Raw genomic sequence first — 23,521 nt, 5'->3', positions numbered from 1 at the left:
CAGAAGCGACAACCGAGCACATCCAGCAGGAGAACAATGGTCTGTTTCCGCGCCTCAAGGCCACCAGTTACAATTGAAGCCCAGCATCGTCCTGAAAGCGATGCAGAGGGCCGGAGCAGGATTGCAGCATGATCGTCAATTTCCAGAACCACGCGTCAAACGAGCGGACCTTTCTGGCCTGGGTTCGCACCGCAGTGGCAATCGTCGGGTTCGGCCTGGCGGCGGCCCGTCTGGGCGATCATCCGACCCCGCTCTGGTCCGAAATACTGATGTTCACTGCCGGAGCGATCGTCATCGTTCTTGCGTGGATTCGTATGCGGCATGTTCGACGACGGATCGACAATCCCGAGCGCCTGCCCGATGATTCCACAGCGGCCGAACTGTTCCTGCTGTTGCTGATTCTCGCGCTCTTCATTCTGCTTGGAAGCTTTGTGATCAATGTCAGCTGGGTCGGTTCAGGCGGATAGGCGTCACGACCTGCACGGTCGAATCCGGCTGGCATGATTTGTGCGGCCCGCTAGGGTCGGTATCCAAGGCCGTCGCGGGCCAGACCGCGCGGAACCGGCTGGCCTGACCCGCGTTGGGGGTGAAAGGGGAATGTCATGAAAGACTTTCGCAAGACCTACCTGACCAAGCCGATACACCGCCGGGCCGCGAGGCTCTTGCGCTTCCTCACGCTGCCGGCAGGCGCGACCGCGACGGTGTTGGCGTGCTGAATGCCTGTCATGATATGATCAACGAAATGGCGCCGGTCATGAAATGTCTGCGCGATATAAAGATCACTCCTGACAAGGCGTGCGAGGCGGAACACCTCAGCGACGCTGAGCACGCCCGCCTTGCCGATTTGCAGGGGCTGGTGGATCAGGTCGTCGCGGTGGATGATTTCAGCCCCCAAGAGCTTGGGCGATATTTCCTCGCAGCAGCACCGCAACAGAAACCGAAACGCCGGGAGGCCGCTGAATGAGCCGTGCAGTTTACATCGTCGATGGTGCGCGCACCCCGTTTCTGAAGGCCCGTGGTGGGCCGGGGCCGTTCACGCCGGTTGATCTGGCCGTGCAATGTGGGCGGCCACTGTTGATGCGCCAGCCATTTGGCAAGGAGGCCGTGGATCTGGTGATCCTCGGTTGCGTCAATGTCATCGCGGATGAAATGAACCCAGCTCGCGTAGCGGCCCTAAGGCTGGGGTTGCCGGAGCGCACGGTCGGGTTTTCCGTCCAGATCAACTGTGGTTCGGGGATGCAGTCGATCGACACCGCCTACCGCTACATCCAGCAGGGCAGCCACGAGATCATCCTTGCAGGTGGGGCCGAGGCGCTCAGCCACGCGCCATTGGTTCTGCGTCAGGAGGCGGTGGAGTGGTACGCTGGCATGGCCCGTGCCAAGGGGCCGATGGCGCAGGCAAGGCAGATGACCGGGCTGCGGCCCGATTTCTTCAAGCCAATCATCGGCCTCGAACAGGGGCTGACCGACCCGATCACAAACCTGAACATGGGCCAGACCGCCGAGGTGCTGGCCTATCGGTTCAACATCGACCGCAAGGCGGCAGACGCCTATGCAATGGAATCACATCACCGGCTGGCACGGGCCACGAAGGCAGGCTACCTCTCGGACGAAATGCTGCCCGTCTTTGACCGCCAAGGTCACGCGCATGAGGCCGACGACGGCGTGCGCCCTGACAGCGATATGCAAAGCCTGGCCAAGCTGAACCCGGCCTTCGAGAAACCTTACGGCAGTGTCACGCCGGGAAATTCCAGCCAGATCACCGATGGCGCAAGCTGGGTCATCCTTGCCTCCGAGCAGGCGGTCAAGGCGCACAAGCTGAAGCCGTTGGCGCGGATCGTTGACAGTGAATGGGCGGGCCTTGATCCGTCGATCATGGGGCTGGGGTCAGTAATGGCCTCCACGCCCATCTTGCAACGCCACGCGCTGGGCATTGATGATGTGGACCTGTGGGAGCTGAACGAAGCTTTTGCCGCGCAGGTGCTGGCTTGTCTTGCGGCATGGCACGACGAGGAATTCTGCCGCGAGGTTCTGGGCTACGACAGGGCTTTCGGGCTGATCGATCGTGACAGGCTCAATATCGACGGCGGCGCGATCTCGATGGGGCATCCGGTAGGCACCAGCGGTAACAGGATCGTGCTGCATCTGGCCAATGCGATGAAACGCAAGAAGGTCAGGACCGGCATCGCGACCGAATGTATCGGCGGCGGACTTGGCGGTGCGATGTTGCTGGAGGCAGTTTGATGGACAAGGTACTTGAGCATCTCGGCGACATGAAGCTGGAGCTTGGCCCGGTCTCGCCCGGCCGGGGAAACTGGCAGTATACGACTGATACAAATGGCATCCTGTGGCTGGTGCTCGATAGGGACGGCACTGGGACCAACACCATTTCCCAGGATGTGATCCGCGAGCTGTCGGACCTGATCGCGCAGGCAGAGGCGAACCCGCCAAAGGCGCTGGTGATCCGGTCTGCAAAGCCCGGCGGCTTTGCTGCCGGGGCCGATATCGGCAGTTTCGACGCGATGACCGACAATGGCGCCGCTGACCTGTTGAAGCAGGGCCATGCGGTGATGGATCGGATCGCCGCCCTGCCGTTTCCCACGATCTGCGTCGTGCATGGAGCGGCGCTGGGGGCTGGGTTCGAACTGGCGCTGGCCTGCGATATCAGGATCGCAGTCGAGGGGGCCAGTTTCGGTTTTCCAGAGGTGAAACTGGGCCTGCATCCGGGCCTCGGCGGCACATTCCGGTTGCCCGCACTGATCGACGCGACAGAGGCGCTGACATTGATGCTGACCGGCAAGACGGCGCATACGGCGGAGGCAAAATCTCTGGGCATCGCCGATGTGGTTGTGCAGGAACGCCATGTCGCCGCCGCAGTCCTTGCCGCCGCGACGGGCAAGATCAAGGAGCGCGAAGGCGGCGGCGTGAAGGCCGGTGTCCTGCTGCTCAAGCCGGCGCGCAGCTTGGCGGCAGGTCAGATGCGCCGTGAGGCAGCGAAACACGCCCTGAAAGAGCATTACCCCGCCCCTTATGCCCTGATCGACATGTGGGAGACGCATGGGGATGACCCGGAGGCGATGCAAAAGGCTGAAATAGCCTCCTTTGCCGCCTTGCTGAAAACCGAAACCTCCAAGAATCTCCGGCGGGCCTTTTTCCTGCGCCAGTCACTGAAAGACACAGAAAAAGGTGAGGACGGAATCGCCCATGTCCACGTCGTGGGCGCGGGCGCAATGGGTGGCAGCATCGCTGCCTGGGCTGCGCTGAAAGGCAAGACTGTGACGCTTGGCGACATCGCGACCGACGCGCTGGGCAAGGCAGTGGCGCAGGCGGAAAGCATTTGCAAACAGGCGCATCTGAGCGCAATCCAGACGCGCGACACGCTCGACCGGATGATGCCCGACCCGAGAGGCTACGGCATCGCCCGCGCCGATCTGGTGATCGAAGCCGCTCCCGAAAACGCAGAGCTGAAGGAACAGATCTATGCCGATCTCGGCAAGCGGATGAAGTCGGGCGCGATTCTGGCCACCAACACCTCCAGCCTGCAACTGAAGCAATTGGTGGGAAGCGTGAAACACCCTGGGAAGTTCGCGGGCCTGCATTTTTTCAACCCGGTCGAAAAGATGGAGTTGGTCGAAGTTGTGGCCCACGAGGCAACGGACGCAAAGGTGATCCGGCGGCTTGCATCGTTCTGTGGCGCCATAGGCAAGCTGCCCGTTCAGGTCACAGACTACCCCGGTTTTCTCGTCAACCGCGCGCTCACTCCCTATCTGATGGAAGCAATGGTCCTGATGGATGAGGGGATCGACAAGGAAGTGATCGATTCCGCTGCGATCCGCTTCGGGATGCCAATGGGGCCGGTAGCGCTCGCCGATCAGATAGGGCTCGATATCGCGCTGCACACCGCCGAAAGCCTGAAAGGCACGCTCGACAAACCAATGGCGGAAATCTCGGAGGCGCTGCGCAAGAAGGTTGAGAAGGGCGAGACCGGCAAGAAAGCCGGACAGGGATTTTACGATTGGTGGGAGGGCAAGCCGCGCCTTGATACCGACGAGCCCGGACCCGATGACATGACCGACCGGCTGATCCTGCCAATTCTGGACGCCTGCGTGGTATGCCTGCGCGAGGGCGTTGCGCGTAACGCCGACGATGTGGACGCCGCGATGATTTTTGCCACAGGTTTTGCGCCGTTCCGGGGTGGACCCATGCACTATGCCCGCACGCGTGGCGCCAAGGATATATGTGCTCGTCTCGACGCGTTCGCCAAGACCTACGGCCCGCGGTTCGAGCCGGATGAGGGATGGTCGACATTCGAATGACGAAGGCGTTGATCTTCGACAGCGGTGGCCTAGGGTATAATTTTCAAGGATAAAGTTCTGCCCGAATGCCTAGTTCCCTCTCATCCGCATCAAAGACTGCATTGGTTCTACAGGGCGGCGGCGCGCGCGGTGCCTACCAGGTGGGTGTCCTCAAGGCGATTGCCGAGATCACGAATTGCCGCCGCTCGCCCTTTCAGATCGTGTGTGGTGCATCTGTCGGGGCGATCAACGCGGCACCGCTTGCCGCGGCGTCCAGCGATTTCCAGTGTGGAATGCGCGAGCTGGAAACCCTCTGGCGGTCGCTGCGTTGCAGTTCGGTTTATGACACGCGCACATTGCCTCTGGTCGCAACTGCTTTGCGCTGGGCTTGGACACTGTTGTTCGGGCATTTCGGGGTGGGGGCACCCTGTTCGTTTCTGAACAACGCGCCTTTGGGTGCGCTGCTGGAGCGCGAATTCGACCAGCGGGATATCAGCCGCGCGATCAGCGCCGGGACATTGCATGCGCTCTGCATCACAGCATCAAGCTATGATGAAGGCAAGGCCGTGACCTTTGTCACGGGGCATGATGACATCACGAATTGGGCACGCGCGCGGCGGCGGGGCGTGCGCACCGAGATCGGCCCCGACCATCTGTTGGCATCGTCGTCGCTGCCCTTCGTCTTTGCACCCGTGCGGATTGACGGCGAGTTCTACGGCGATGGCTCGCTGCGGCTGACTGCGCCGCTGTCCCCGGCCATTCGTACCGGTGCGGACCGGGTTCTGGTCATCGCCGCCCGCGACAACATCGCGGACGAGCCGCAAATGCCCAAGCAAACGAAAAGCCCGTCCATCGGCGAGATGGCGGGCCATGCGCTCGATATCATGTTCAACGACAATCTGGATGCCGATCACGAACGCATGTCGAGGGTTAACCAAACCCTGTCACTGCTGCCGGAGGAACGGCGCAGGCAAACGCCGTTGCGGGTGATCGATACCGTGATGCTCTCACCCTCGAAGGATCTGCGCAGGATCGCCGGACGATATGCGGGTGAAATGCCGTTTGCGATCCGCCTGCTGATGCGAACGCTGGGGTCTTGGGGCAGCGACGGGCGCCTGATCAGTTACCTGCTGTTCGAATCCAGCTACATCAGTGCGCTGATCGACTTGGGCTATGCCGACACGATGGAAAAGGAAAACGATGTCCGGGATTTCCTGTTGAAATAGCCGGCTCCCATTGCACGCTGCCCTCAGCCTGACGGATTGCCGGCCAAGTCATGATCCCCCGGCGCCGCGCCTCAGAGAGGGCGCTTCAGCCAACGGGAGATCACACCAATGATGCCTTCGCGGAACAACAGGACGCCGATGACGAAAATCACCCCTTGGATGATGGTCACCCACGCGCCGAAGGTTGCAAGATAGTTCTGCATCGTCACGATGATCGCGGCCCCCAGCAGTGGGCCAAAAACCGTACCCATCCCGCCAAGCAGGGTCATCAGCACGACCTCACCAGACATGGCCCAGTGCACGTCTGTGAGCGACGCCAGTTGGAACACCTGGCTTTTGATCGCTCCGGCGAGGCCCGCAAAAGTCGCGGACAGGACAAAGACAATCAGCTTGTAGCGATTGACGTTGTACCCAAGCGAGATTGCGCGCGGTTCATTCTCTCGGATCGCCTTGAGCACCTGGCCGAAAGGCGAATGCACGACACGATAGAGAAACAGGATGCCGGCGAAGGTCAGCGCCAGAACGAAGAAGTAGAGCGATATGTTGTTCTCGAGCGAGATCAGACCGAACAGCTTGCCGCGCGGCACCGACTGGATGCCGTCCTCGCCGCCGGTAAAGGGAACCTGCAAGGCAAAGAAATAGACCATCTGGGCGAATGCCAGCGTCACCATCGCGAAATAGATGCCTTGCCGACGGATCGACAATGCCCCGATGACCAGCCCCAGAAATGCTGCTGCGGCGGCACCACAAAGGACCGAAAGCTCGGGCGTCAGGCCCCAGACCTTGGCGGCGTGGGCGGCCACATAGCTGGCTCCGCCGAAATAGGCAGCATGGCCGAACGACAGCAAGCCACCGAAGCCCAGCAGCAGGTTGAACGCCGCCGCGAACAGGGCAAAGCACATGATCTTCATCGCGAAGACGGGATAGACCACGAATGGCAGGACCAGCAGAAAGGCGAGCAGGACAAGAAAGATCATCTTGTGCAACGGCGACATTCCCGCATCGTTCACGGCGGGTGAGGCGGCCGCAATCTCGGTTTGCTGCATACTCATCGAGCTTCCTTTCCGAACAATCCCTCAGGCTTGATTAGCAACACGATCGCCATGATCACGAAAATCACCACGGCGGATCCTTCGGGGTAGAACACCCGCGTCAGCCCTTCGACGATGCCAAGCATGTAGCCGGTGACGATCGCCCCCAGTATCGACCCCATGCCGCCAATCACCACGACAGCGAAGACGACGATGATAAGGTCGGCCCCCATGTTGGGGTTGACCGAGTAGATCGGCGCGGCCAGTACGCCTGCAAATCCCGCCAGCCCGACGCCGAACCCGTAGGTCAGGGTGATCAGCAGCGGCACGTTGACCCCGAATGCCCCGACAAGCGCGGGGTTTTCGGTGGCGGCGCGCAGATAGGCGCCCAGCCGGGTCTTCTCGATCATGAACCATGTGCCAAAGCAGACCACGACGGAAGCCACGACAACCCAGCCGCGATAATTGGGTAGGAACATGAAGCCGAGGTTCTGCCCGCCCGAAAGCTGCGACGGAATCTGATAGGGCAGGCCCGAGATGCCGTAGTAATTGCGAAACAGGCCCTGAATGATCAGTGCCAGACCAAATGTCAGCAAGAGCCCGTAGAGGTGATCCAGCTTGTAGAGGCGCGACATCATTGTACGCTCAAGCAGGATGCCGAAGGCCCCCACGATCAGAGGCGACAGGATCAGCGCGGGCCAATAGCCTATGCCGACATAGTTCAACAGCATCCACGCCACGAAGGCACCCGCCATGTAGAGCGCGCCATGGGCAAAGTTGATGATGTTGAGCAGGCCAAAGATCACCGCCAGGCCCAGCGAAAGGATCGCATAGAATGCACCGTTGATGAGGCCCAAAAGGAGCTGGCCCATCAGTACCTGCGGTGAAATTCCCAGAAGCTCGAACATGATACTGCCCCGTTGAGTTTAAGTGCCGCTTCCCGGGGCAATGCCCGGGAAGCGGCGGCGTTTTCGCTGTTACTTCTTGGTGAAGTCACACTCTTCCAGCATCGGCAGGAACGCATCGTCGCCACTGATCGAGGAGATCTGGTTGTAGAGGTCCCATTCGCCTTCCGACTGGTCGGGCGACTTGACTTCGAACAGGTACATGTCGTGGATCGCACGACCGTCACCGCGCACCGTGACTTTGCCAAAGAGCGGATCATCGAATTCCATCTCTTTCATCTTGGCGACGATGGCGCGGCCATCCTCGGCGCTACCCAGCGCTTCGACTGCGGCCAGGTAGGCCATCGTGGCCGAATAGGCACCGGCATGCACCATGGTGGGTTTTGCGCCCATCTGTTCCTCGAACCGGGCCGACCATTCGCGCGTGGCGTCGTTCTGATCCCAGTAGAAGGCTTCGGTCAGGTTCAGCCCCTGCGCCGTTTCGGCACCCAGCGAGTGCACATCGGTGACGAACATCAGGAGCGCGGCCAATGATTGCCCCGCTTGGGTGATGCCGAACTCGGATGCCTGCTTGATCGCGTTGACGGTGTCGCCGCCAGCATTGGCCAGACCGATGACGTCAGCGCCACTGCCCTGTGCCTGCAGCAGGTAGGACGAGAAATCCTGCGATGGGAACGGGTGGCGCACATTGCCCACGACTTCGCCGCCGTTATCCTTGACCACGGCCATCGTGTTTTCTTCCAGCGAGTGGCCAAAGGCGTAATCCGCAGTCAGAAAGAACCATTTCTTGCCGCCGGCCTTGGTTACCGCGCCGCCGGTGCCATTGGCGAGTGCGGCGGTGTCATAGGTCCAGTGTACGGTCGTCGGCTGGCATTGGTCGCGAGTCAGGCTGGTCGATCCGGCGCCCGAATCCAACAGCACACCATTGGCTTCTGCGGTGATGTCGGCCACGGCCAGTGCCACCGAAGAGGTCGGCACGTCGATGATGGCATTCACCCCGTCCACGTCATACCACTGGCGCGCGATGTTCGATCCGACATCGGGCTTGTTCTGGTGGTCAGCCGAGATCACTTCGACGTTTATTCCCTTTTCGGCAGCGCCGAAATCCTCGACTGCCATGCGCGTGGCCACGGCAGACCCCTCGCCGGACAGGTCAGCATAGGTGCCCGAACGGTCATTGAGAACGCCCAGTTTGACGTCGATCCCTTGGGCAAAGCCTGCCCCGGCGGTCAGCGCACACAGCGCAGTCGCCATGGAAAGTTTCTTCATCATTTCGCTTCTCCTCTTCAAATTGGCACAGTTTGCGCCGGTTACCGATCATTACACGCCCAGATAGCCGTGCAGTTTATCCATGTTGTCTTGCAGGTCGGCGTTAGGGATCATGTCGATCACCCGACCCTGTTCGACGACGTAGTGACGATCCGCCACAGAGGCCGCGAAGCGGAAATTCTGCTCGACCAGAATGATCGTGAAGCCTTCCTTTTTCAGCTCGCCGATCGTGCGGCCAATCTGCTGAACGATGACAGGGGCCAAACCCTCGGTCGGTTCATCGAGCAGCAGGAACTTGGCACCTGTGCGCAAGATCCGCGCAATCGCCAGCATCTGCTGCTCACCGCCCGACAGTTTCGTGCCCTGGCTGCGCCGCCGTTCCTTGAGGTTGGGGAACAGATCGTAGATCCGCTCGACCTCCATGCCGCCCTTCTGGATGCGTGGCGGCAACATCAGGTTTTCATCCACGTTAAGAGACGCGAAAATGCCGCGTTCCTCGGGGCAGATCGCAATCCCCAGGCGCGCGATGTGGCGCGACTGCATCGCGATGACGTCGGTGCCGTTGAAGATGATGGAGCCGCGGCGCTTGGGCAGCATTCCCATGATCGCCAGCAGCGTCGATGTCTTGCCAGCGCCATTGCGCCCCAGCAAGGTGACGACCTCGCCCTCATTCACATGGAAATTGACACCGTGCAGGACATGGCTCTCGCCATACCAGCCGTGCAAATCCGCGACGCGCAGCAACGCCTTGTTGTTATCGACATCACTCATCTGTGGCTCCGATATACGCCTCGATCACCTCCGGGGCCTTCGAAACTGTTTCATAATCCCCCTCGGCCAGGATTTCCCCTCGTGCCAGAACCGTGATCCGGTCGGAAAGGTTGGCAACAACGGAAAGGTTGTGTTCCACCATCAGGATTGTCCGGCCCTTGGCCACCTTCAGGATCAATGCCGAAATCCGCTCGACGTCTTCCTGAGCCATGCCCGCCATCGGCTCATCCAGCAACAGCATCTTGGGGTCAAGCGCCAGCGTCGCCGCAATCTCCAGCGCGCGTTTGCGGCCATAGGACAGTTCTGCGGCGCGATGATCGACGAATTCCGACAATCCGACCTCGTCGATATGCGCGCGCGCATCTTCATCAAAGCGGCGCAGGGTCTTTTCCGAACGCCAGAAATCATAGCTGTCACCGCGCCTGCGCTGTAGCGCCACGCGCACGTTCTGCAATACGCTGAGATCGGGAAACACCGCTGAGATCTGGAAAGAGCGCACCATGCCCAGTCGAGCGATCCCGGCTGGCGACATTCCGGTAATGTCGCGGCCGTCGTAAACGATCGAGCCGCGTGTGGGTTGCAGAAACTTTGTCAGCAGGTTGAAACACGTTGTCTTGCCAGCGCCGTTGGGGCCGATCAGGGCGTGAATCGTGCCTTGCTCCACCGACAAGTTGACGTCCTTGACGGCAACGAAGCCTTTAAACTCTTTGGTGAGTCCGCGTGCCTCCAACGCAATACTCATGTCGGCCCCATCCTATGATCATTTTCTGAGTCTCAAACCCGCGTGCACGGGTTTGGCGCACTGTCCGAGCAATAATCTAATGGGTAGGGCCAAGAAGTAAATGCAATAATTTATCCGCTAATTTAGGGCGTTAACATTTTATGCAGAGATATTCACCTTATGTCTGAGGCTGAACCGCGTCACTCAATCCCGGCGGCAAGAATACTCACATCCCGAAACGATTTTTGATCATTCCGTTGCCTGTGGCTGGCGGCAAATGCTGCGACAGTCCGCGCGCAATCTTTGTCCGTTCCGCTAGGGTAAAATGCCCCGGCGGTGTTTGCTCATGGCGTAGGTGCCGCCGGGAACGGCCAGTAGCGATTTGGGCGCGATCCGCTCGCTCATGCGGCGGGCTTCCCGGCTTTCAGCAGCTCCCGCGCGCGGGGCATGGCGGCATCGAAACGGTCCATGATCTCCTGGCACATTTCGGCATGACCGCGTTGCGCGCCGCCGTGATGGCCAAATATCGCCTTATCCGTCCCAATCTGACAGCCAGTCCGCGATCCGTTTCCCGGCCACCGCGTGGCCGGTGCTGTTCCAGTGCGTGTCGCCCCAGAACCAAGGCAGCTTGCCCTGCTGCGCCGCCGCTATCAGCGGCGGTGTCAGGTCGATGAACCTGACAGACTCCGCCTCGGCGAACCGGCTTAGCTCGGCGGGCAGCGCCGAGAGGTTGGCGGTGGGATCGGCAATCGGGCTGCCGGGCGGAAAGGCGCATTGCTGCTCCAGCACGCGGTATTTGGTTGGCACAAGGACCAGCGCGTAATCTGCGCCCTCGCGGCGTAACTCCTCGCGGAACGTGCTGATTGCCTTGGTGATTTCCGCCACTTCACCTTCGACCCCGACGAAAGAGCGCCGGGTCCAGAGAAACGCAACGGTCTGATCGCCGATGCGGCAGGTGTAAAAGGGCGCGGGCGGGTTGGACAGCGTGACCAGCCTGTCCCAGACCAACCGGCCGAGCGACGCCCGGCCCGCAGCATCGGGCGCGGATTTTGCGCTCTGATTGCGATAGGCGTGGGAATCGTGCAGGTCATTCCCCTCGAACAAGAATTGCACCACCGTCTTGCCCGCCAGAGGCAGGCCAGACTCGCGCAGCATGTCGTGCTGACCCTGGATCGACAGCCCCAGAAGCGCCGCCTGCATCACAGGCCGGCCCAGCGCGTCTTCGACCACTTCGGTGATGGTTTCGGCCATCGGCACAGCGGCACCCAGAACGATGGAATCGCCCAGAAAGATGATGTCTCCGGTCGCTTCATCGCCGTTGCGGAACCCGTAAGAGTCGGTCTGAAATTCGAACGGGATCGGATCATGCGGCAGACCCAGGCGCGCGGCAATATCCTGCCCTGTCTGGCCCTGCACGTTGATCTCCGGGCGCAGGGTCCAACCCACTGTTTGGCCTTCTGCGGGTTGCGGGCTGAGCAATGCTGCCCAATCCACCAGCCCTGCGCGCCCGGCGAGTTCCATCACCACCAGCAAAAGGCCCACGGGGATCACGCTGACCCAGAACCCCAGCCATGCGCCGCGCCCGGCCGAGAGGCAAAGCAGCGCAACAGCGATGAGCATCAGCCCCGCCGCGACAATCATGTGCCGCAGCCGCCAGAGGCCAAAGAGCATATCCTCGGAGGCAATTTCGGACGCAGAGACGATGAGCACGGCAATGCTGCCCGCTGCCAGCAGGACCGCAACGGCGATGGCGATGCGGCGGTATCTTGTGCCGGGTCTGTCCATAGCGCCCCTCGACGTGCCGCGCCCGCACGCCGGGCGTCTGTGCTATACATGATGGTAGAAACACCGCCGCCGGGCAATATCGGCGTTGGGTCGGCGAAAGGCCGCCACCCGGGTCGACATTCGCGAATGCGGCGGAACAAATGGCGGGGCTTTCGCGTCGTATTGCTGACGGTCCGTCAGGGCCACAGTCATGAACAGGGGTTTGCATGAACATCTCCGGCTTGAAATCATCCACCGCAGCGGTCTTGTGCCTGAGCCTGATGCAGCCGCTACCCGGCCTCGCGCAGGTCACCATTGATGGCGCGGTCGAGGCGACCGGTGCGGACGATCTGGCGCAGACCGCCGCCGAACTGGCGCAAGAGGCCGAGAACGCGGCAGAAAAGGTTGCCGCAGAAGTAGAGGCCGCCGAACAGGCCGCCGCTGATGAAGCAAAGAACGCCGCTGATGAGGCCGCCGCAGCCGAGGCACAAGCCGCCGCCGATCAGGCCGCCGCCGCCGAAGCGCAAGCTGCTGCAGATGAGGCCGCCGCTGCTGCGGAAGCAAAGGCTGTAGCCGACAAGACGGCCGCTGATGAGGCTGCTGCCGTCGAGGCACAAGCTGCTGCTGCCGCAGAAGCTCAGGCAGCCGCCGACAATGCTGCTGCCGACGACGCTGCCGCCGTTGCTACGCAGGCAGAGCCAGCGGAGCCTGCCGGTGCTGCAACCGAAACTGATGTTCAGGCCGCGACCGAGCAAGCCGCAGAAACGCAGGCCGAGACTGAGCCGAATACCGGAGAAAATGACGATGAACCGGCTGAGGCCGCCGAAGTTCAGGCCGAAGCAGCCGCGCAGAGCGATCCCCAAGCCGATGTGGCCAGCAGCGCGGAATCCGAAGGCGCCGGAGAGGCGAGCGCCGCGCAACTGACCGATACCGAGCGTCAGGAACGCGCGCAACAACGCGAGGCGCAATCGACCTCGGCAGCGGAGGCGACTGCCGAAGGCGAGGCTGCGGCAGAAGTTGAAACCCAGACCGTCACCGAAGATGATGTGCGTAGTAGCGACGAGGATTTTGCCACCGGCGTGACCGGCGATGCGCAGGCTGCCACCACCGCTGCCGCCACCCCCGGCAAGGACAAGGGGCTGTCGAATTTTGAAAAAGCCCTGCTTCTTGGTCTGGGCGCCGCTGTCGTCGGCACGATACTGGCCAACGGCGACCGCGTGGTATCGAACTCGGGCGATCGTGTCGTGGTCGAGCGCGATGGCGAATTGCGTGTGCTCAAGAACGATGACCAGATCCTGAACCGCCCTGGCGCCGAGGTCAGCACGCAGACCTTTCGCGACGGATCAACCCGGACCACGGTTGCCTACAACGACGGCAGCCAGATCGTGACGGTCCGCGCCAGCGACGGCACCGTACTGCGGCGCACGCGCATCCGCGCCTCTGACGGCAAGGAATTTGTGCTGTTCGACGACACCCAAGAGGCCGAGCCGGTTGATTTCGACCGCCTGCCATCGCTTGAAGCCATCGCTGCACGGCAAGCCGAGGTCGCGATGAATGATGAGGCCGCGCTGCAAAAGGCGCTGCAAGAGGTGATGTTTGCCGATGTCGATCGCCGGTTTTCGCTGCGGCAGGTGCGCGACTACAAACGCGTCCGCGCGCTGGCGCCACAGGTCGAACTTGATGCGATCACCTTCGCCACCGGCTCTGCCGCGATCCAACCGAGCCAGGCACAGGCGCTGGCCGATCTGGGCGGGTCAATGCGGCGGATCATCGAGGAGAACCCAAGTGCGATGTTCCTGATCGAGGGCCACACGGACGCGGTTGGTGCTGCCGGATACAATCTTGCGCTCTCGGATCGGCGTGCAGAGACAGTGGCGCTGGCGCTAACCGAGTATTTTGACGTGCCGCCGCAGAACCTGATCACCCAGGGCTATGGTGAGAGCGATCTGAAAATACGCTCGCTCACGGCCGAACGCGCAAACCGTCGCGCCGCGGTGCGCAACATCACCTCTTTGCTGAACTGACAATACCTGCCTGAATGACGCAGAAACCCCCGGAGACGCAAATCTCCGGGGGTTTTTCGTATCAGGCGCAGGGGCTGCGGATTGGCGGCGTTATTCTGCGGCCACCTTCGCATCGGCCTTTTCGACCTTCACCGCCGAAAACTTGAACTCGGGGATCTTGCCATAGGGGTCGATGGCCGGGTTGGTCAGAATGTTGGCCGCTGCCTCGACATAGGCAAAAGGCAGGAAGACCATGTCTGGCGAAACCGTCCGGTCAGCGCGGGCCATGACGGTAATCGAGCCACGCTTGGTCGTCAGCCGTACCATGCCGCCCGGCTCCACCCCCAACTGGCGCAATGTGCCGGGATGCATCGAACAGTTCGCCTCTGGCTCTACCGCGTCCAGAACGCTGGCCCGGCGGGTCATCGACCCGGTGTGCCAATGTTCCAGCTGCCGCCCCGTGGTCAGGATCATCGGGTATTCGGCGTCCGGCGTGTCGTCCGGTGCGATCACGTTTGCGGGCGTGAAGCGCGCGCGGCCCTCGGGGCGCGGGAAGCCGTCGCCGAACACCACCGCTTGCCCGGGATCTTCGGGGCTGAGGCTGGGATAGGTCACGGCGGTTTTCTCCAGTCGCTCCCATGTGATGTTATCGAGCGACCGCATGTTGATCGTCATTTCGGCAAAGACCTCGGACGGGTGCGTATAACGCCAATCCAGACCGCAGCGTTTGGCCAGTTCGACCTCGATCCACCAGTCTTCGCGCGCCTCGCCCGGCAGCGGCACGGCGGGGCGCACCATTTGCACCTGCCGGTTGGTGTTCGAGACGGTCCCGGATTTTTCGAAGAGCGTGGAGGCGGGCAGGATCACATCGGCATAGTTGGCCGTTTCGGTGATAAAGATGTCCTGCACCACCAGATGGTCGAGCTTGGCCAGCGCGTCACGGGCATGCTCCACATCGGGGTCGGACATGGCCGGGTTTTCGCCGAGGATATACATCGCCTTGATATCCCCATCATGGACCGCATCCATGATCTCGGTGACGGTCAGGCCCTTTTCAGCGCTGAAGTCATCTGATCCCCACACCCCGGTAAAGGCCGCGCGAACGTTGTCATCGGTCACGGTCTGGTAGTCGGGCAGGAACATCGGCATCAGGCCCGCGTCGCTGGCACCTTGAACGTTGTTCTGGCCGCGCAGCGGATGCAGACCGGTGCCGGGGCGCCCGACATGGCCGCACATCAATGCCAGCGAGATCAGGCAGCGCGAGTTGTCGGTGCCGTGGATGTGCTGGCTGACGCCCATCCCCCAAAAGATCATGCCGGCTTTGGCTGTGGCAAACTCTCGTGCCACTTCGCGCAGTGTCTCGGCTGGGATGCCGCAGATACCTTCCATCTTCTCTGGGCTGAAATCCTTCAGGTGGGCCTTCTCGGCCTCCCAGTTCTCTGTGTAGGCGTCAATATATTGCTGGTCGTACAGACCTTCCTCGACGATCGTGTGCATGATCGCGTTCAACATGCTGACATCTGCGCCGGGCCGGAATTGCAGCATATGAGTTGCAAACCGACGCATGCCAACGCCGCGTGGATCCATCACGATGAGCTTTCCGCCGCGCTTGGTGAACTGTTTGAAAAAAGTCGCGGCGACCGGGTGGTTCTCGATCGGGTTGGCGCCGATGATGATGGCCACATCGGCATTTTCGATTTCATTGAACGTTGCCGTCACGCCGCCTGATCCGACGTTTTCGACCAAGGCAAAGACCGAGGACGCGTGGCACAGACGCGTGCAGTGATCGACGTTGTTGTGGCCAAAGCCCTGCCGGATGAATTTCTGAAAGAGATACGCCTCTTCGTTTGTGCATTTGGCACTGCCAAAGCCCGCAACCTCGCGACCGCGCCCCTTCAGGCCATCGGCGGCAAAGTCGAGCGCCTCTTCCCAAGTTGCCTCGCGGAAAAACTCCTGCCAGTTGTCGGGGTTGACGTTCAGCGCCTTCGCAGGTGCGTCGTCGCGCCGGATCAGCGGCTTGGTCAGGCGATGCGGGTGGTGGATATAGTCAAAGCCAAAGCGCCCCTTGACGCAGAGGCGGCCTTCGTTCGCGGGGCCGTTGATCCCCTCGACATACTTTATGCGGCCGTCCTTGACCTTGACCGAGATCTGGCAGCCAACACCGCAGAACGGGCAGACACTCTCGACCTCGCTGTCGTAGTCAGCGCTGTCACCGACCTGTTGTTCATCGACGACAGAGGCGGGCATCAGCGCGCCGGTGGGGCAGGCCTGCACACATTCGCCGCAGGCCACGCAGGTGCTGTCGCCCATCGGATCGGCAAAATCGAAGGTCGGATAGGCGTCATGCCCACGCCCGGCCATGCCGATCACATCATTGACCTGAACCTCGCGGCAGGCGCGCACGCACAGACCGCACTGAATGCAGGCATCAAGGTTCACGGACATCGCTACATGGCTGTCGTCCAGCAGCGGGATGCGCCCCTCTTCCAGTTTGGGAAAGCGGCTGCTGTCGATGCCGTTCAGCGCGGCCATGTCCCACAAGTGGCTGGATTTGTCGTGGGCGAATTCCTGCTCCGGCTGATCGGCGACGAGCATTTCCATAACCATCTTGCGCGCGGCGGTTGCGCGGGCGCTGTCGGTCTTCACCACCATGCCTTCGACGGGTTCGCGGATGCACGACGCGGCCAGCACACGCTCGCCCTCGATCTCGACCATGCAGGCACGGCAATTGCCGTCGGGGCGATACCCCGGGGCGGGCTTGTGGCACAGATGCGGAATTACCAGACCGCGACCATTGGCGACCTCCCAGATGGTCAGACCTGCCGCCGCTTCGACCTCTTTGCCGTCGAGCGTGAATCGGATGGTATCGGACATGCGCGCGCCTCTCCCGTAGATGTTACTTCGGATTAGACCATGCCTGACAATTCGAAAGGCCGCCAATCCCGACACCTGTCTGCGGCTTTGCGCCATGAGTCAGACCGTCGTGGCAAAAAAATCGAGCCGGGGCGCCGTCGGCGCTCCGCGTTCACGCGCGTCGGGGTGGGCGGAACCCGGTCGGGGATACCCGTCGAATTATTTCAACCTCTGCCTTTAACCTCCCACGCGGCTTCGCTACTTTGCCGGCGATTGCAGTGGAACGGAGAGCAAGGCATTGGCAGAGATCGTTCTGGTGCGGCACGGGCAGGCCAACAGCGCAGCCACCGACGAGGCCGGATACGACCGGTTGTCCGATCTGGGCCGGATGCAGGCCGAATGGCTGGGGCAGCACCTGATCGGCACCGATCCCCATTTTGACCACGTGATCACCGGCACGCTGCACCGGCAGGTCGGCACCGCCCGCGCAATGGGCTATACGCCGCATGTGCAGGATGCCCGCCTGAACGAACTGACCTACTTCGATCTCGCTAATGCGATGCAGCAGCAATACGGCATTCCCGCGCCCACCTCTGCCGCCGAATTCGCCCGTCACCTGCCAGAAGTGATCGACCATTGGGCTGATGACAAGCTGGAGGCCGTGCCAGAGACATTTGCAGGGTTTCATGCCCGCGTGACCGGCCTTGTCGATGAGTTGTGCCACCAACATGGCCGCGTTCTGGTGGTCACTTCGGGTGGCGTGATCGGCATGGTTCTGCGACACGTTCTGGCGCTGGACAACGCGGGCATGGCGCGGGTCATGTTGCAGACCATGAACAGCTCTCTGCACCGGCTCAGCTATGTGCATGATCAGCTCATGCTCGCGACGTTCAATGCCACGCCGCATCTCGATACGCCGGACCGCGCCCACGCGCGCACATTCATCTGACCCGAAAGGCCACCTTGATGAAACTCTACTACGCACCGGGTACAATCTCGATCGCTTCTGCCATTGCACTGCATGAAGCGGGCCTGGAATTCACCTCGCGCGCCGTGGATTTCGCGGCCGGTGAACAGACCAGGCCGGCCTATCTCGCGATCAATCCAAAGGGTCGCGTTCCGGTGCTGGATATTGACGGCACGTTGCTGACCGAAACCGGCGCAATCCTGGAATATATCGCCACGGTCGCGCCGGAGGCGGGCCTGATGCCCGAGGCCACGCTGGACGCCGCGCATGTGCGCGCGGTTATGTACTACCTCGCCAGCACCATGCATCCCAACCACGCGCACAAGATGCGCGGCCACCGTTGGGCGAACGAGGCCGCCAGCCTCGCCGACATGACCGCCAAAGTGCCCGAGACGATGACCGCCTCCGCGCAATATGTCGAGGATCACTGCCTGCGTGGCCCGCTGGTGAATGGCGCCACAATAAGCATCGCCGATCCTTACCTCTTTGTCGTCTGCTCCTGGCTTGAGGGTGATGGCGTCGATCTCGGCGCTTTCCCCAAAATCCGCGCGTTTTGCGCCGCAATGGAAGAGCGGGCGTCGGTCAGAACCGTAAGTGCCGCAGGCATGCTCTGAAGGAGCCACATATGACACATCTCTGGGTCCGGGCCGAACAGCGCCCATTCGAGGAACGCGTCGGCTTGACGCCCGAAGGTGCCGCAGACCTGCGCGCTGCGGGCATCGACGTGACCGTGGAGCAGAGCAGCGTGCGCGCGATCCCGCTGGAGGGATATGAGAGGGCCGGTTGCACCATTGCACCCGAAAACAGTTGGCCCGATGCGCCGCAGGATGCGATCATCTTCGGCCTCAAGGAACTGCCCGATGACGGCACGCCGCTGCCGCACCGCCACATCATGTTTGGCCATGCCTTCAAAGGGCAGCACTCAGGCCGCGCCCTCCTGGAACGCTTCCGAACTGGCGGCGGTACGCTTTACGATCTGGAATACCTCGTCGATACGGACGGTCGCCGCGTCGCTGCCTTTGGCTATTGGGCTGGCTATGCAGGGGCCGCATTGGCGTTCAAGAGTTGGGCGGCGCAGCAATCAGGCGGGATCTGCCCGCCGGTTGCCACCTATTCGGGCAAACACGCGCTGCTGGCTGATCTGGCGCGCGATCTGGACGGGCGCAGCCCACCCTCGGCCATCATCATCGGCGCGCTGGGCCGCGTTGGTGCCGGTGCGGCGGATCTGTGTACGGCGATGGGGGTCAATCCGACCCGCTGGGATATGGCAGAAACCGCAAGCGGCGGCCCCTTCCCGGAGATCCTGGGCCATGACATTTTTCTCAACTGTATTTTTGCGCGGCCGGGAACGCCGGTCTTTGTGCCGCAATCGGCGCTGGACGCACCGCGCCGCCTGAGTGTCGTCGGCGATGTCGCCTGCGACCCTGACAGTGACTACAACCCGGTTCCGATCTATGCCGAAGCCACCGATTGGGCCGCGCCTGCACTGCGTGTGCATGCCAGCCCGCCGATGGACGTGATGGCGATCGACAACCTGCCATCGCTCTTGCCGGTGGAGTCTTCGATGGACTATGCAGCGCAACTCTTGCCCTCGCTGAAAACACTGGGCAACCTGGATGCTGGCGTTTGGCAACGGGCAAAAATTACATTCACTGACGCAATGAAAGGCCTCTGACATGACAATCCACTGGTGCGGTACGGGCCTTTCGGCCATTCCCGGTCTGCGGCGACTGATTCAGGCGGGCCACGAGGTCAGCGTCTGGAACCGGACCGCTCAGAAGGCCGAAGAAGCGGTGGGTGATCTGACCCAGCGCATCCAGACCTTCGACATCGACGTGCTGACGGCCGAAGTGCAACCCGGCGATATCGTGGTCAGCATGCTGCCTGGCGACTGGCACGTACCATTGGCCGAGATGTGCATCTCCAAGGGCGCGCATTTTGTCAGTTCTTCGTATATCTCTCCCGAAATGCGCAGCCTGCATGCCCAGGCCGAGGCGGCGGGCGTCTGCGCGGTAAACGAGGTTGGGCTTGATCCCGGCATCGACCACCTGATGGCCCATGCCCTGATCGCCGATTACCGTGACAGCGCTGCATGCGACCCACGCAACGACCTGTCGTTCACCTCGTATTGCGGCGGCATTCCGAAACACCCGAACCCGTTTCGCTACAAGTTCAGCTGGTCACCGCTGGGCGTGCTCAAGGCGCTGCGCTCGCCTTCGCGTTCCATTCAGGATCACGCCGAGCGTAATGTCGCCCGTCCCTGGGATGCGATCAGCAGTTACACCGCCCCGCTGGCCACGCCAGAGACGTTCGAGGTCTACCCCAACCGCGACAGCCTGCCTTTCATCGAGCAGTACGAATTCTCTCCGGATTGGCGGGTAAAGGAATTCGTGCGCGGCACATTGCGTCTGAATGGCTGGGCCGAGGCGTGGAAGGATGTCTTTGCCGAGATCGAAACCCTCGAAGGCCCCGCAGGCGAGGCCCGGCTCAAGGAGATGTCCGATACGTTCTGGGGCGAAAATGCCTATGCCGAAGGCGAGCCGGACCGCGTCGTGCTCTGTGTCGCGCTCAAGGCTGAACGTGATGGCGAGCCGGTCTGGCACAAGACCTTCGTGATGGACGCCTGGGGGGATGCGCGTGGCACGGCGATGGCCCGGCTGGTGTCGATTCCTGTCTCACTTGCCATCACGTCCGTGGCGAACGGCGAGATCGCCCCGGGCGTCAGCGCCGCGCCCACCGATCTGGCCCTGGTGGATCGCTATCTTGGAGAGATCGATAAACTGGCACAGCACCTCACCGTTGTGGATCACCTCAAGGCAGACTGATGCGGCATGTCTTTCATTAGCGCGTTTTGCACTTTTCGCGATTCAGGAAAGACGTTGAAGGCTTTAGGTATTTAAAGAAAGATGAAAGCAGGGGCCTACTTGTTTCATCTTTCTACAAATACCTTATCAGCGGTAGCGTAGAAGCGTGACACTTGAACACTCAAGCGTTGCCGCTTCAGCGCGCGGGCGTGAAAACGCGCGAAACATCAGGAAGGTGTGGGCCGCTTTCGCACTTTCCAATTCAGAAAACATACAAAAGGCTTTAGCAAAGAGCCAATATGGCCAAGAAACCCAGATCCCGTAAAACTGCCGCCAAGGCGCCAAGCCTGCCCGGGCCGCTGCGTATCATGCGGGCGCTGCGGCGTTTCGTGCTGTGGTGTGTGCTGGTCGCGGTCGTCTCGGCAGGGATCGCGGCACTGGTGCATCGCTATCTCGCGCCCGGCCCGACCTACTACATGCGGCAAGAAGCGCAGCGCCTTGGCGGTGTGGACCGTGAATGGGTGGCGCTGGACAAGGTTGCACCGGTGATGGCGCGCGCCGTGGTGGCGGCGGAGGATGCCAATTTCTGTACCCACTGGGGTTTCGATATGGGGGCGATTCGCAGCGTGATCGAAGAAGGCGGCGGGCGCGGTGCCTCTACGCTCAGTCAGCAAACGGTCAAGAACGTCTATCTGTGGCACGGCCGCAGTTGGGTTCGCAAGGCGCTGGAGGCGCTTATGACACCTCTGGTCGAATCGATCTGGCCGAAGCGGCGGATTGTCGAGGTCTACCTCAACATCGCGGAGTTTGACGAAGGCATATTTGGCGTCGATGCCGCTGCGCGCCACTATTTCGGGGTTGGCCCCGAGGCGCTGAGTGCGCTGCAGGCGGCGCGGCTGGCGGCGGTGCTTCCGGACCCCAAGGGTCGCTCTGCCAGCAAGCCGACGAATTGGATGCGCAAACGCACGGCCGCGATCATGGACGGGGCGGCCACCATCCGCCGCGATGGCCGCGCCGCCTGTTTCGAGGATTGAAAATCGCTGCCAGAGCAGGCATGGAAGAGCAGCGATCTGTCAAAGGTAACTGCCACTCATGGCCAAACTCTATCACGTCCCACTCTCTCCTTTCTGCCGCAAGGTGCGGCTGAGCCTCGCCGAAAAGCGGATTGAATGCGAACTGGTCGAGGAACGCTATTGGGAACAAAGCGCCGAGTTCCTCCGCCGCAACCCGGCGGGCAAGGTTCCGGTGCTGCGCATCGACGGCAAGACGCTCTCTGAAAGCGCGCCGATCTGCGAATATCTCGAGGAAAAATACCCCGAGCCACCGTTGATGCCGCGCGGCACCGACGCCCGCTACGAGGTGCGCCGTCTGGTGGCCTGGTTCGATGACAAGTTTCATCACGAGGTCACGTCGAAACTGCTTTATGAGCGGGTCAACAAGAAGGTGATGGGCCGGGGCTTTCCCGACAGTGGCAACGTGAAATCCGGTGCCCGGGCGATCAAGTACCATCTCGATTACATGGCCTGGCTGCTGGATCATCGCCGCTGGCTGGCAGGCGACGTGATGACGCTGGCCGATTTCGCGGCTGCCTCGCATCTCAGCGCTCTCGACTACATCTCGGATGTGGATTGGAACCGCAGCGAAGTGGTCAAGGACTGGTATGCCAAGATCAAGTCGCGGCCGGCCTTCCGCAATATCCTGACGGATCAGATCCCTGGTTTCACGCCGCCTCCGCATTATGCGGACCTGGATTTCTGACATGGTGCCGGGTTCTGGCATCGTTGAATATCTCTACACAGAAAAAGCATGTCCGGTTTGAAAGAAGCCCTTGTTGCGCGCGCGCTCGAAGAGGGGTTCGACATGGCGCGCATCTGCCGACCCTGGGACGTGCCGCAGGTTCCGGCACGGCTTGGGGCGTTTCTTGAGGCGGGATATCACGGGCAGATGAACTGGCTGGCCGAGCGCAGCCATTGGCGGGGCGATCCGTCGGCGCTCTGGCCCGAAGCGCGCTCGGTCATCATGCTGGGCGAAAGCTATACGCCTGACACCGACCCGATGGCGACATTGGCACAGCCAGAGGTCGGCACAATCTCGGTCTATGCCCGAAACCGTGATTATCACGATCTGGTCAAGAAACGTCTCAAACGACTCGCGCGGTGGCTCATCTCCGAGGCGGGCCCGCAGGGGCCTGACGAAGCGCCCGCGCAGGTCAAGGTTTTCGTCGATACGGCCCCCGTCCCGGAAAAGCCGCTGGGGCAGGCGGCGGGCCTTGGCTGGCAGGGCAAGCACAGCAATCTGGTCAGCCGCGAACTGGGCAGCTGGTTCTTTATCGGCTCGATCTTTACATCGCTGGAATTAGACACTGATCCTGCGGAAACCGATCATTGTGGCTCGTGCCGCGCCTGTCTCGATATCTGCCCGACCGATGCCTTTCCGGCCCCTTACCAGCTCGATGCGCGGCGCTGCATTTCCTACCTGACGATCGAGCACAAAGGCCCTGTCGATCCTGATCTGCGCGCGCTTTTGGGCAATCATATTTATGGCTGCGATGACTGTCTGGCGGTCTGTCCCTGGAACAAGTTCGCGCAAACCGCACGCGAGACCCGTTATCATGCGCGCGAGGATCTGAACGCGCCGCCGCTGGCGGAACTGGCGCAACTGGACGACGCCGCGTTTCGTGCCAAATTCTCGGGCAGCCCGATCAAGCGGATCGGCATCGACCGGTTCTTGCGCAACGTGCTCTATGCCATCGGCAATTCGGGCCGTGTAGATCTGATCCCGTCGGCCGAGGCGCATGTAAACGCCTCCGCACCCGAGGTCGCAGATGCGGCGCGTTGGGCGCTCTTGCGTCTCAGAACTGACGCAAATGGACAGGCACGGGGCGGCGAAATCGCTAAATCCCGTAAATAGGG

20 protein-coding genes are annotated in these 23,521 nt (G+C 61.6%); 13 read left to right on the top strand and 7 right to left on the bottom strand.

Annotation, left to right across the window (positions count from 1 at the left end; all coding sequences use genetic code 11):
• Positions 1-128: 128 nt before the first annotated feature.
• The 5 genes from O3306_RS01585 (at position 129) to O3306_RS01565 (ending at position 5,521) form a co-directional block, all read left to right on the top strand.
• Positions 129-467 (top strand): YidH family protein, encoded by a 339-nt coding sequence (locus O3306_RS01585; protein ID WP_272002341.1) that lies wholly within the window; start codon positions 129-131, stop codon positions 465-467.
• 263 nt (positions 468-730) lie between these two features.
• Positions 731-964, top strand: a complete 234-nt coding sequence (locus O3306_RS01580; protein WP_272002338.1) for a hypothetical protein — start codon at positions 731-733, stop codon at positions 962-964.
• Positions 961-2,244, top strand: a complete 1,284-nt coding sequence (locus tag O3306_RS01575; protein WP_272002336.1) for an acetyl-CoA C-acetyltransferase — start codon at positions 961-963, stop codon at positions 2,242-2,244. The genes O3306_RS01580 and O3306_RS01575 overlap by 4 nt, the downstream gene beginning before the upstream one ends.
• Complete coding sequence (locus O3306_RS01570; RefSeq protein ID WP_272002333.1) at positions 2,244-4,316, top strand: 3-hydroxyacyl-CoA dehydrogenase NAD-binding domain-containing protein; 2,073 nt, start codon at positions 2,244-2,246, stop codon at positions 4,314-4,316. The genes O3306_RS01575 and O3306_RS01570 overlap by 1 nt, the downstream gene beginning before the upstream one ends.
• Positions 4,317-4,381: 65 nt before the next feature.
• Positions 4,382-5,521 (top strand): patatin-like phospholipase family protein, encoded by a 1,140-nt coding sequence (locus O3306_RS01565; protein WP_272002330.1) that lies wholly within the window; start codon positions 4,382-4,384, stop codon positions 5,519-5,521.
• Positions 5,522-5,592: 71 nt separating this feature from the next.
• Here the strand turns inward: O3306_RS01565 and O3306_RS01560 are convergent, their stop codons facing one another.
• The 6 genes from O3306_RS01560 to O3306_RS01535 form a co-directional block, all read right to left on the bottom strand.
• The gene (locus O3306_RS01560; RefSeq protein ID WP_442969961.1) at positions 5,593-6,573 is read right to left on the bottom strand and encodes a branched-chain amino acid ABC transporter permease; all 981 of its coding nucleotides are present in this window, start codon (positions 6,571-6,573) and stop codon (positions 5,593-5,595) included.
• On the bottom strand, positions 6,570-7,460 hold the full coding sequence (locus O3306_RS01555) for a branched-chain amino acid ABC transporter permease (RefSeq protein WP_272002328.1): 891 nt from the start codon (positions 7,458-7,460) through the stop codon (positions 6,570-6,572). Before O3306_RS01555 ends, O3306_RS01560 begins: the two co-directional genes overlap by 4 nt.
• A gap of 69 nt (positions 7,461-7,529) precedes the next feature.
• On the bottom strand, positions 7,530-8,729 hold the full coding sequence (locus tag O3306_RS01550) for an ABC transporter substrate-binding protein (RefSeq protein ID WP_272002326.1): 1,200 nt from the start codon (positions 8,727-8,729) through the stop codon (positions 7,530-7,532).
• A gap of 48 nt (positions 8,730-8,777) precedes the next feature.
• Entirely contained in the window at positions 8,778-9,497 is a 720-nt protein-coding gene (locus tag O3306_RS01545; RefSeq protein ID WP_272002323.1) for an ABC transporter ATP-binding protein, read from the bottom strand.
• Complete coding sequence (locus tag O3306_RS01540) at positions 9,490-10,239, bottom strand: ABC transporter ATP-binding protein (RefSeq protein WP_272002320.1); 750 nt, start codon at positions 10,237-10,239, stop codon at positions 9,490-9,492. The genes O3306_RS01545 and O3306_RS01540 overlap by 8 nt, the downstream gene beginning before the upstream one ends.
• 510 nt (positions 10,240-10,749) lie before the next feature.
• A complete protein-coding gene (locus O3306_RS01535; protein ID WP_272002318.1) occupies positions 10,750-12,003 on the bottom strand; it encodes an alginate O-acetyltransferase AlgX-related protein in 1,254 nt (417 codons plus the stop codon).
• 206 nt (positions 12,004-12,209) lie between these two features.
• Between O3306_RS01535 and O3306_RS01530 the strand changes: the two genes are divergently transcribed.
• Positions 12,210-14,006 carry an OmpA family protein gene (locus tag O3306_RS01530; RefSeq protein ID WP_272002316.1) on the top strand — a complete coding sequence of 599 codons (1,797 nt, stop codon included), beginning with the start codon at positions 12,210-12,212 and terminating at the stop codon, positions 14,004-14,006.
• A 90-nt stretch (positions 14,007-14,096) separates the two neighbouring features.
• On the opposite strand, the gene fdhF is transcribed toward O3306_RS01530, so the two are convergent.
• Positions 14,097-16,859, bottom strand: coding sequence for a formate dehydrogenase subunit alpha (fdhF, locus tag O3306_RS01525; protein WP_272002313.1), 2,763 nt, complete (start codon positions 16,857-16,859; stop codon positions 14,097-14,099).
• A 277-nt stretch (positions 16,860-17,136) separates the two neighbouring features.
• On the opposite strand from fdhF, the gene O3306_RS01520 reads away from it, so the two are divergent.
• From O3306_RS01520 to queG, 7 genes are all read left to right on the top strand, one after another.
• A complete protein-coding gene (locus O3306_RS01520) occupies positions 17,137-17,787 on the top strand; it encodes a histidine phosphatase family protein (RefSeq protein WP_272002310.1) in 651 nt (216 codons plus the stop codon).
• Positions 17,788-17,804: 17 nt separating this feature from the next.
• Complete coding sequence (locus O3306_RS01515; protein WP_272002306.1) at positions 17,805-18,419, top strand: glutathione S-transferase family protein; 615 nt, start codon at positions 17,805-17,807, stop codon at positions 18,417-18,419.
• Between the two features lie 11 nt (positions 18,420-18,430).
• The gene (locus tag O3306_RS01510; protein ID WP_272002303.1) at positions 18,431-19,480 is read left to right on the top strand and encodes a saccharopine dehydrogenase; all 1,050 of its coding nucleotides are present in this window, start codon (positions 18,431-18,433) and stop codon (positions 19,478-19,480) included.
• A 1-nt stretch (position 19,481) separates the two neighbouring features.
• A complete protein-coding gene (locus O3306_RS01505) occupies positions 19,482-20,630 on the top strand; it encodes a saccharopine dehydrogenase family protein (protein ID WP_272002300.1) in 1,149 nt (382 codons plus the stop codon).
• 278 nt (positions 20,631-20,908) lie between these two features.
• Positions 20,909-21,643, top strand: a complete 735-nt coding sequence (mtgA, locus tag O3306_RS01500; protein WP_272002297.1) for a monofunctional biosynthetic peptidoglycan transglycosylase — start codon at positions 20,909-20,911, stop codon at positions 21,641-21,643.
• Positions 21,644-21,701: 58 nt separating this feature from the next.
• Positions 21,702-22,367, top strand: coding sequence for an FtsZ-binding protein FzlA (fzlA, locus tag O3306_RS01495; protein WP_272002294.1), 666 nt, complete (start codon positions 21,702-21,704; stop codon positions 22,365-22,367).
• Positions 22,368-22,415: 48 nt separating this feature from the next.
• Positions 22,416-23,519 (top strand): tRNA epoxyqueuosine(34) reductase QueG, encoded by a 1,104-nt coding sequence (gene queG / locus O3306_RS01490; protein ID WP_272002291.1) that lies wholly within the window; start codon positions 22,416-22,418, stop codon positions 23,517-23,519.
• Positions 23,520-23,521: the final 2 nt, after the last annotated feature.

Source organism: Roseovarius sp. ZX-A-9 (assembly GCF_028369135.1).
Taxonomy (GTDB): Bacteria; Pseudomonadota; Alphaproteobacteria; order Rhodobacterales; family Rhodobacteraceae; genus Roseovarius.
Note: the sequence above shows the minus strand (reverse complement) of the source record. Positions and strands in the feature narration are given on the sequence as shown.

Bases quoted from the DNA above. Each gene is read 5' to 3' on its own strand.
- O3306_RS01575 (WP_272002336.1), top strand. From the start codon at position 961: ATGAGCCGTGCAGTTTACATCGTCGATGGTGCGCGCACCCCGTTTCTG.
- fdhF (WP_272002313.1), bottom strand. From the start codon at position 16,859: ATGTCCGATACCATCCGATTCACGCTCGACGGCAAAGAGGTCGAAGCG.
- O3306_RS01510 (WP_272002303.1), top strand. From the start codon at position 18,431: ATGACACATCTCTGGGTCCGGGCCGAACAGCGCCCATTCGAGGAACGC.
- O3306_RS01515 (WP_272002306.1), top strand. From the start codon at position 17,805: ATGAAACTCTACTACGCACCGGGTACAATCTCGATCGCTTCTGCCATT.
- O3306_RS01535 (WP_272002318.1), bottom strand. From the start codon at position 12,003: ATGGACAGACCCGGCACAAGATACCGCCGCATCGCCATCGCCGTTGCG.
- O3306_RS01530 (WP_272002316.1), top strand. From the start codon at position 12,210: ATGAACATCTCCGGCTTGAAATCATCCACCGCAGCGGTCTTGTGCCTG.
- O3306_RS01580 (WP_272002338.1), top strand. From the start codon at position 731: ATGATCAACGAAATGGCGCCGGTCATGAAATGTCTGCGCGATATAAAG.
- O3306_RS01555 (WP_272002328.1), bottom strand. From the start codon at position 7,460: ATGTTCGAGCTTCTGGGAATTTCACCGCAGGTACTGATGGGCCAGCTC.
- O3306_RS01550 (WP_272002326.1), bottom strand. From the start codon at position 8,729: ATGATGAAGAAACTTTCCATGGCGACTGCGCTGTGTGCGCTGACCGCC.
- O3306_RS01560 (WP_442969961.1), bottom strand. From the start codon at position 6,573: ATGAGTATGCAGCAAACCGAGATTGCGGCCGCCTCACCCGCCGTGAAC.
- O3306_RS01585 (WP_272002341.1), top strand. From the start codon at position 129: ATGATCGTCAATTTCCAGAACCACGCGTCAAACGAGCGGACCTTTCTG.
- O3306_RS01545 (WP_272002323.1), bottom strand. From the start codon at position 9,497: ATGAGTGATGTCGATAACAACAAGGCGTTGCTGCGCGTCGCGGATTTG.
- O3306_RS01570 (WP_272002333.1), top strand. From the start codon at position 2,244: ATGGACAAGGTACTTGAGCATCTCGGCGACATGAAGCTGGAGCTTGGC.
- mtgA (WP_272002297.1), top strand. From the start codon at position 20,909: ATGGCCAAGAAACCCAGATCCCGTAAAACTGCCGCCAAGGCGCCAAGC.
- O3306_RS01565 (WP_272002330.1), top strand. From the start codon at position 4,382: ATGCCTAGTTCCCTCTCATCCGCATCAAAGACTGCATTGGTTCTACAG.
- queG (WP_272002291.1), top strand. From the start codon at position 22,416: ATGTCCGGTTTGAAAGAAGCCCTTGTTGCGCGCGCGCTCGAAGAGGGG.
- O3306_RS01505 (WP_272002300.1), top strand. From the start codon at position 19,482: ATGACAATCCACTGGTGCGGTACGGGCCTTTCGGCCATTCCCGGTCTG.
- O3306_RS01540 (WP_272002320.1), bottom strand. From the start codon at position 10,239: ATGAGTATTGCGTTGGAGGCACGCGGACTCACCAAAGAGTTTAAAGGC.
- fzlA (WP_272002294.1), top strand. From the start codon at position 21,702: ATGGCCAAACTCTATCACGTCCCACTCTCTCCTTTCTGCCGCAAGGTG.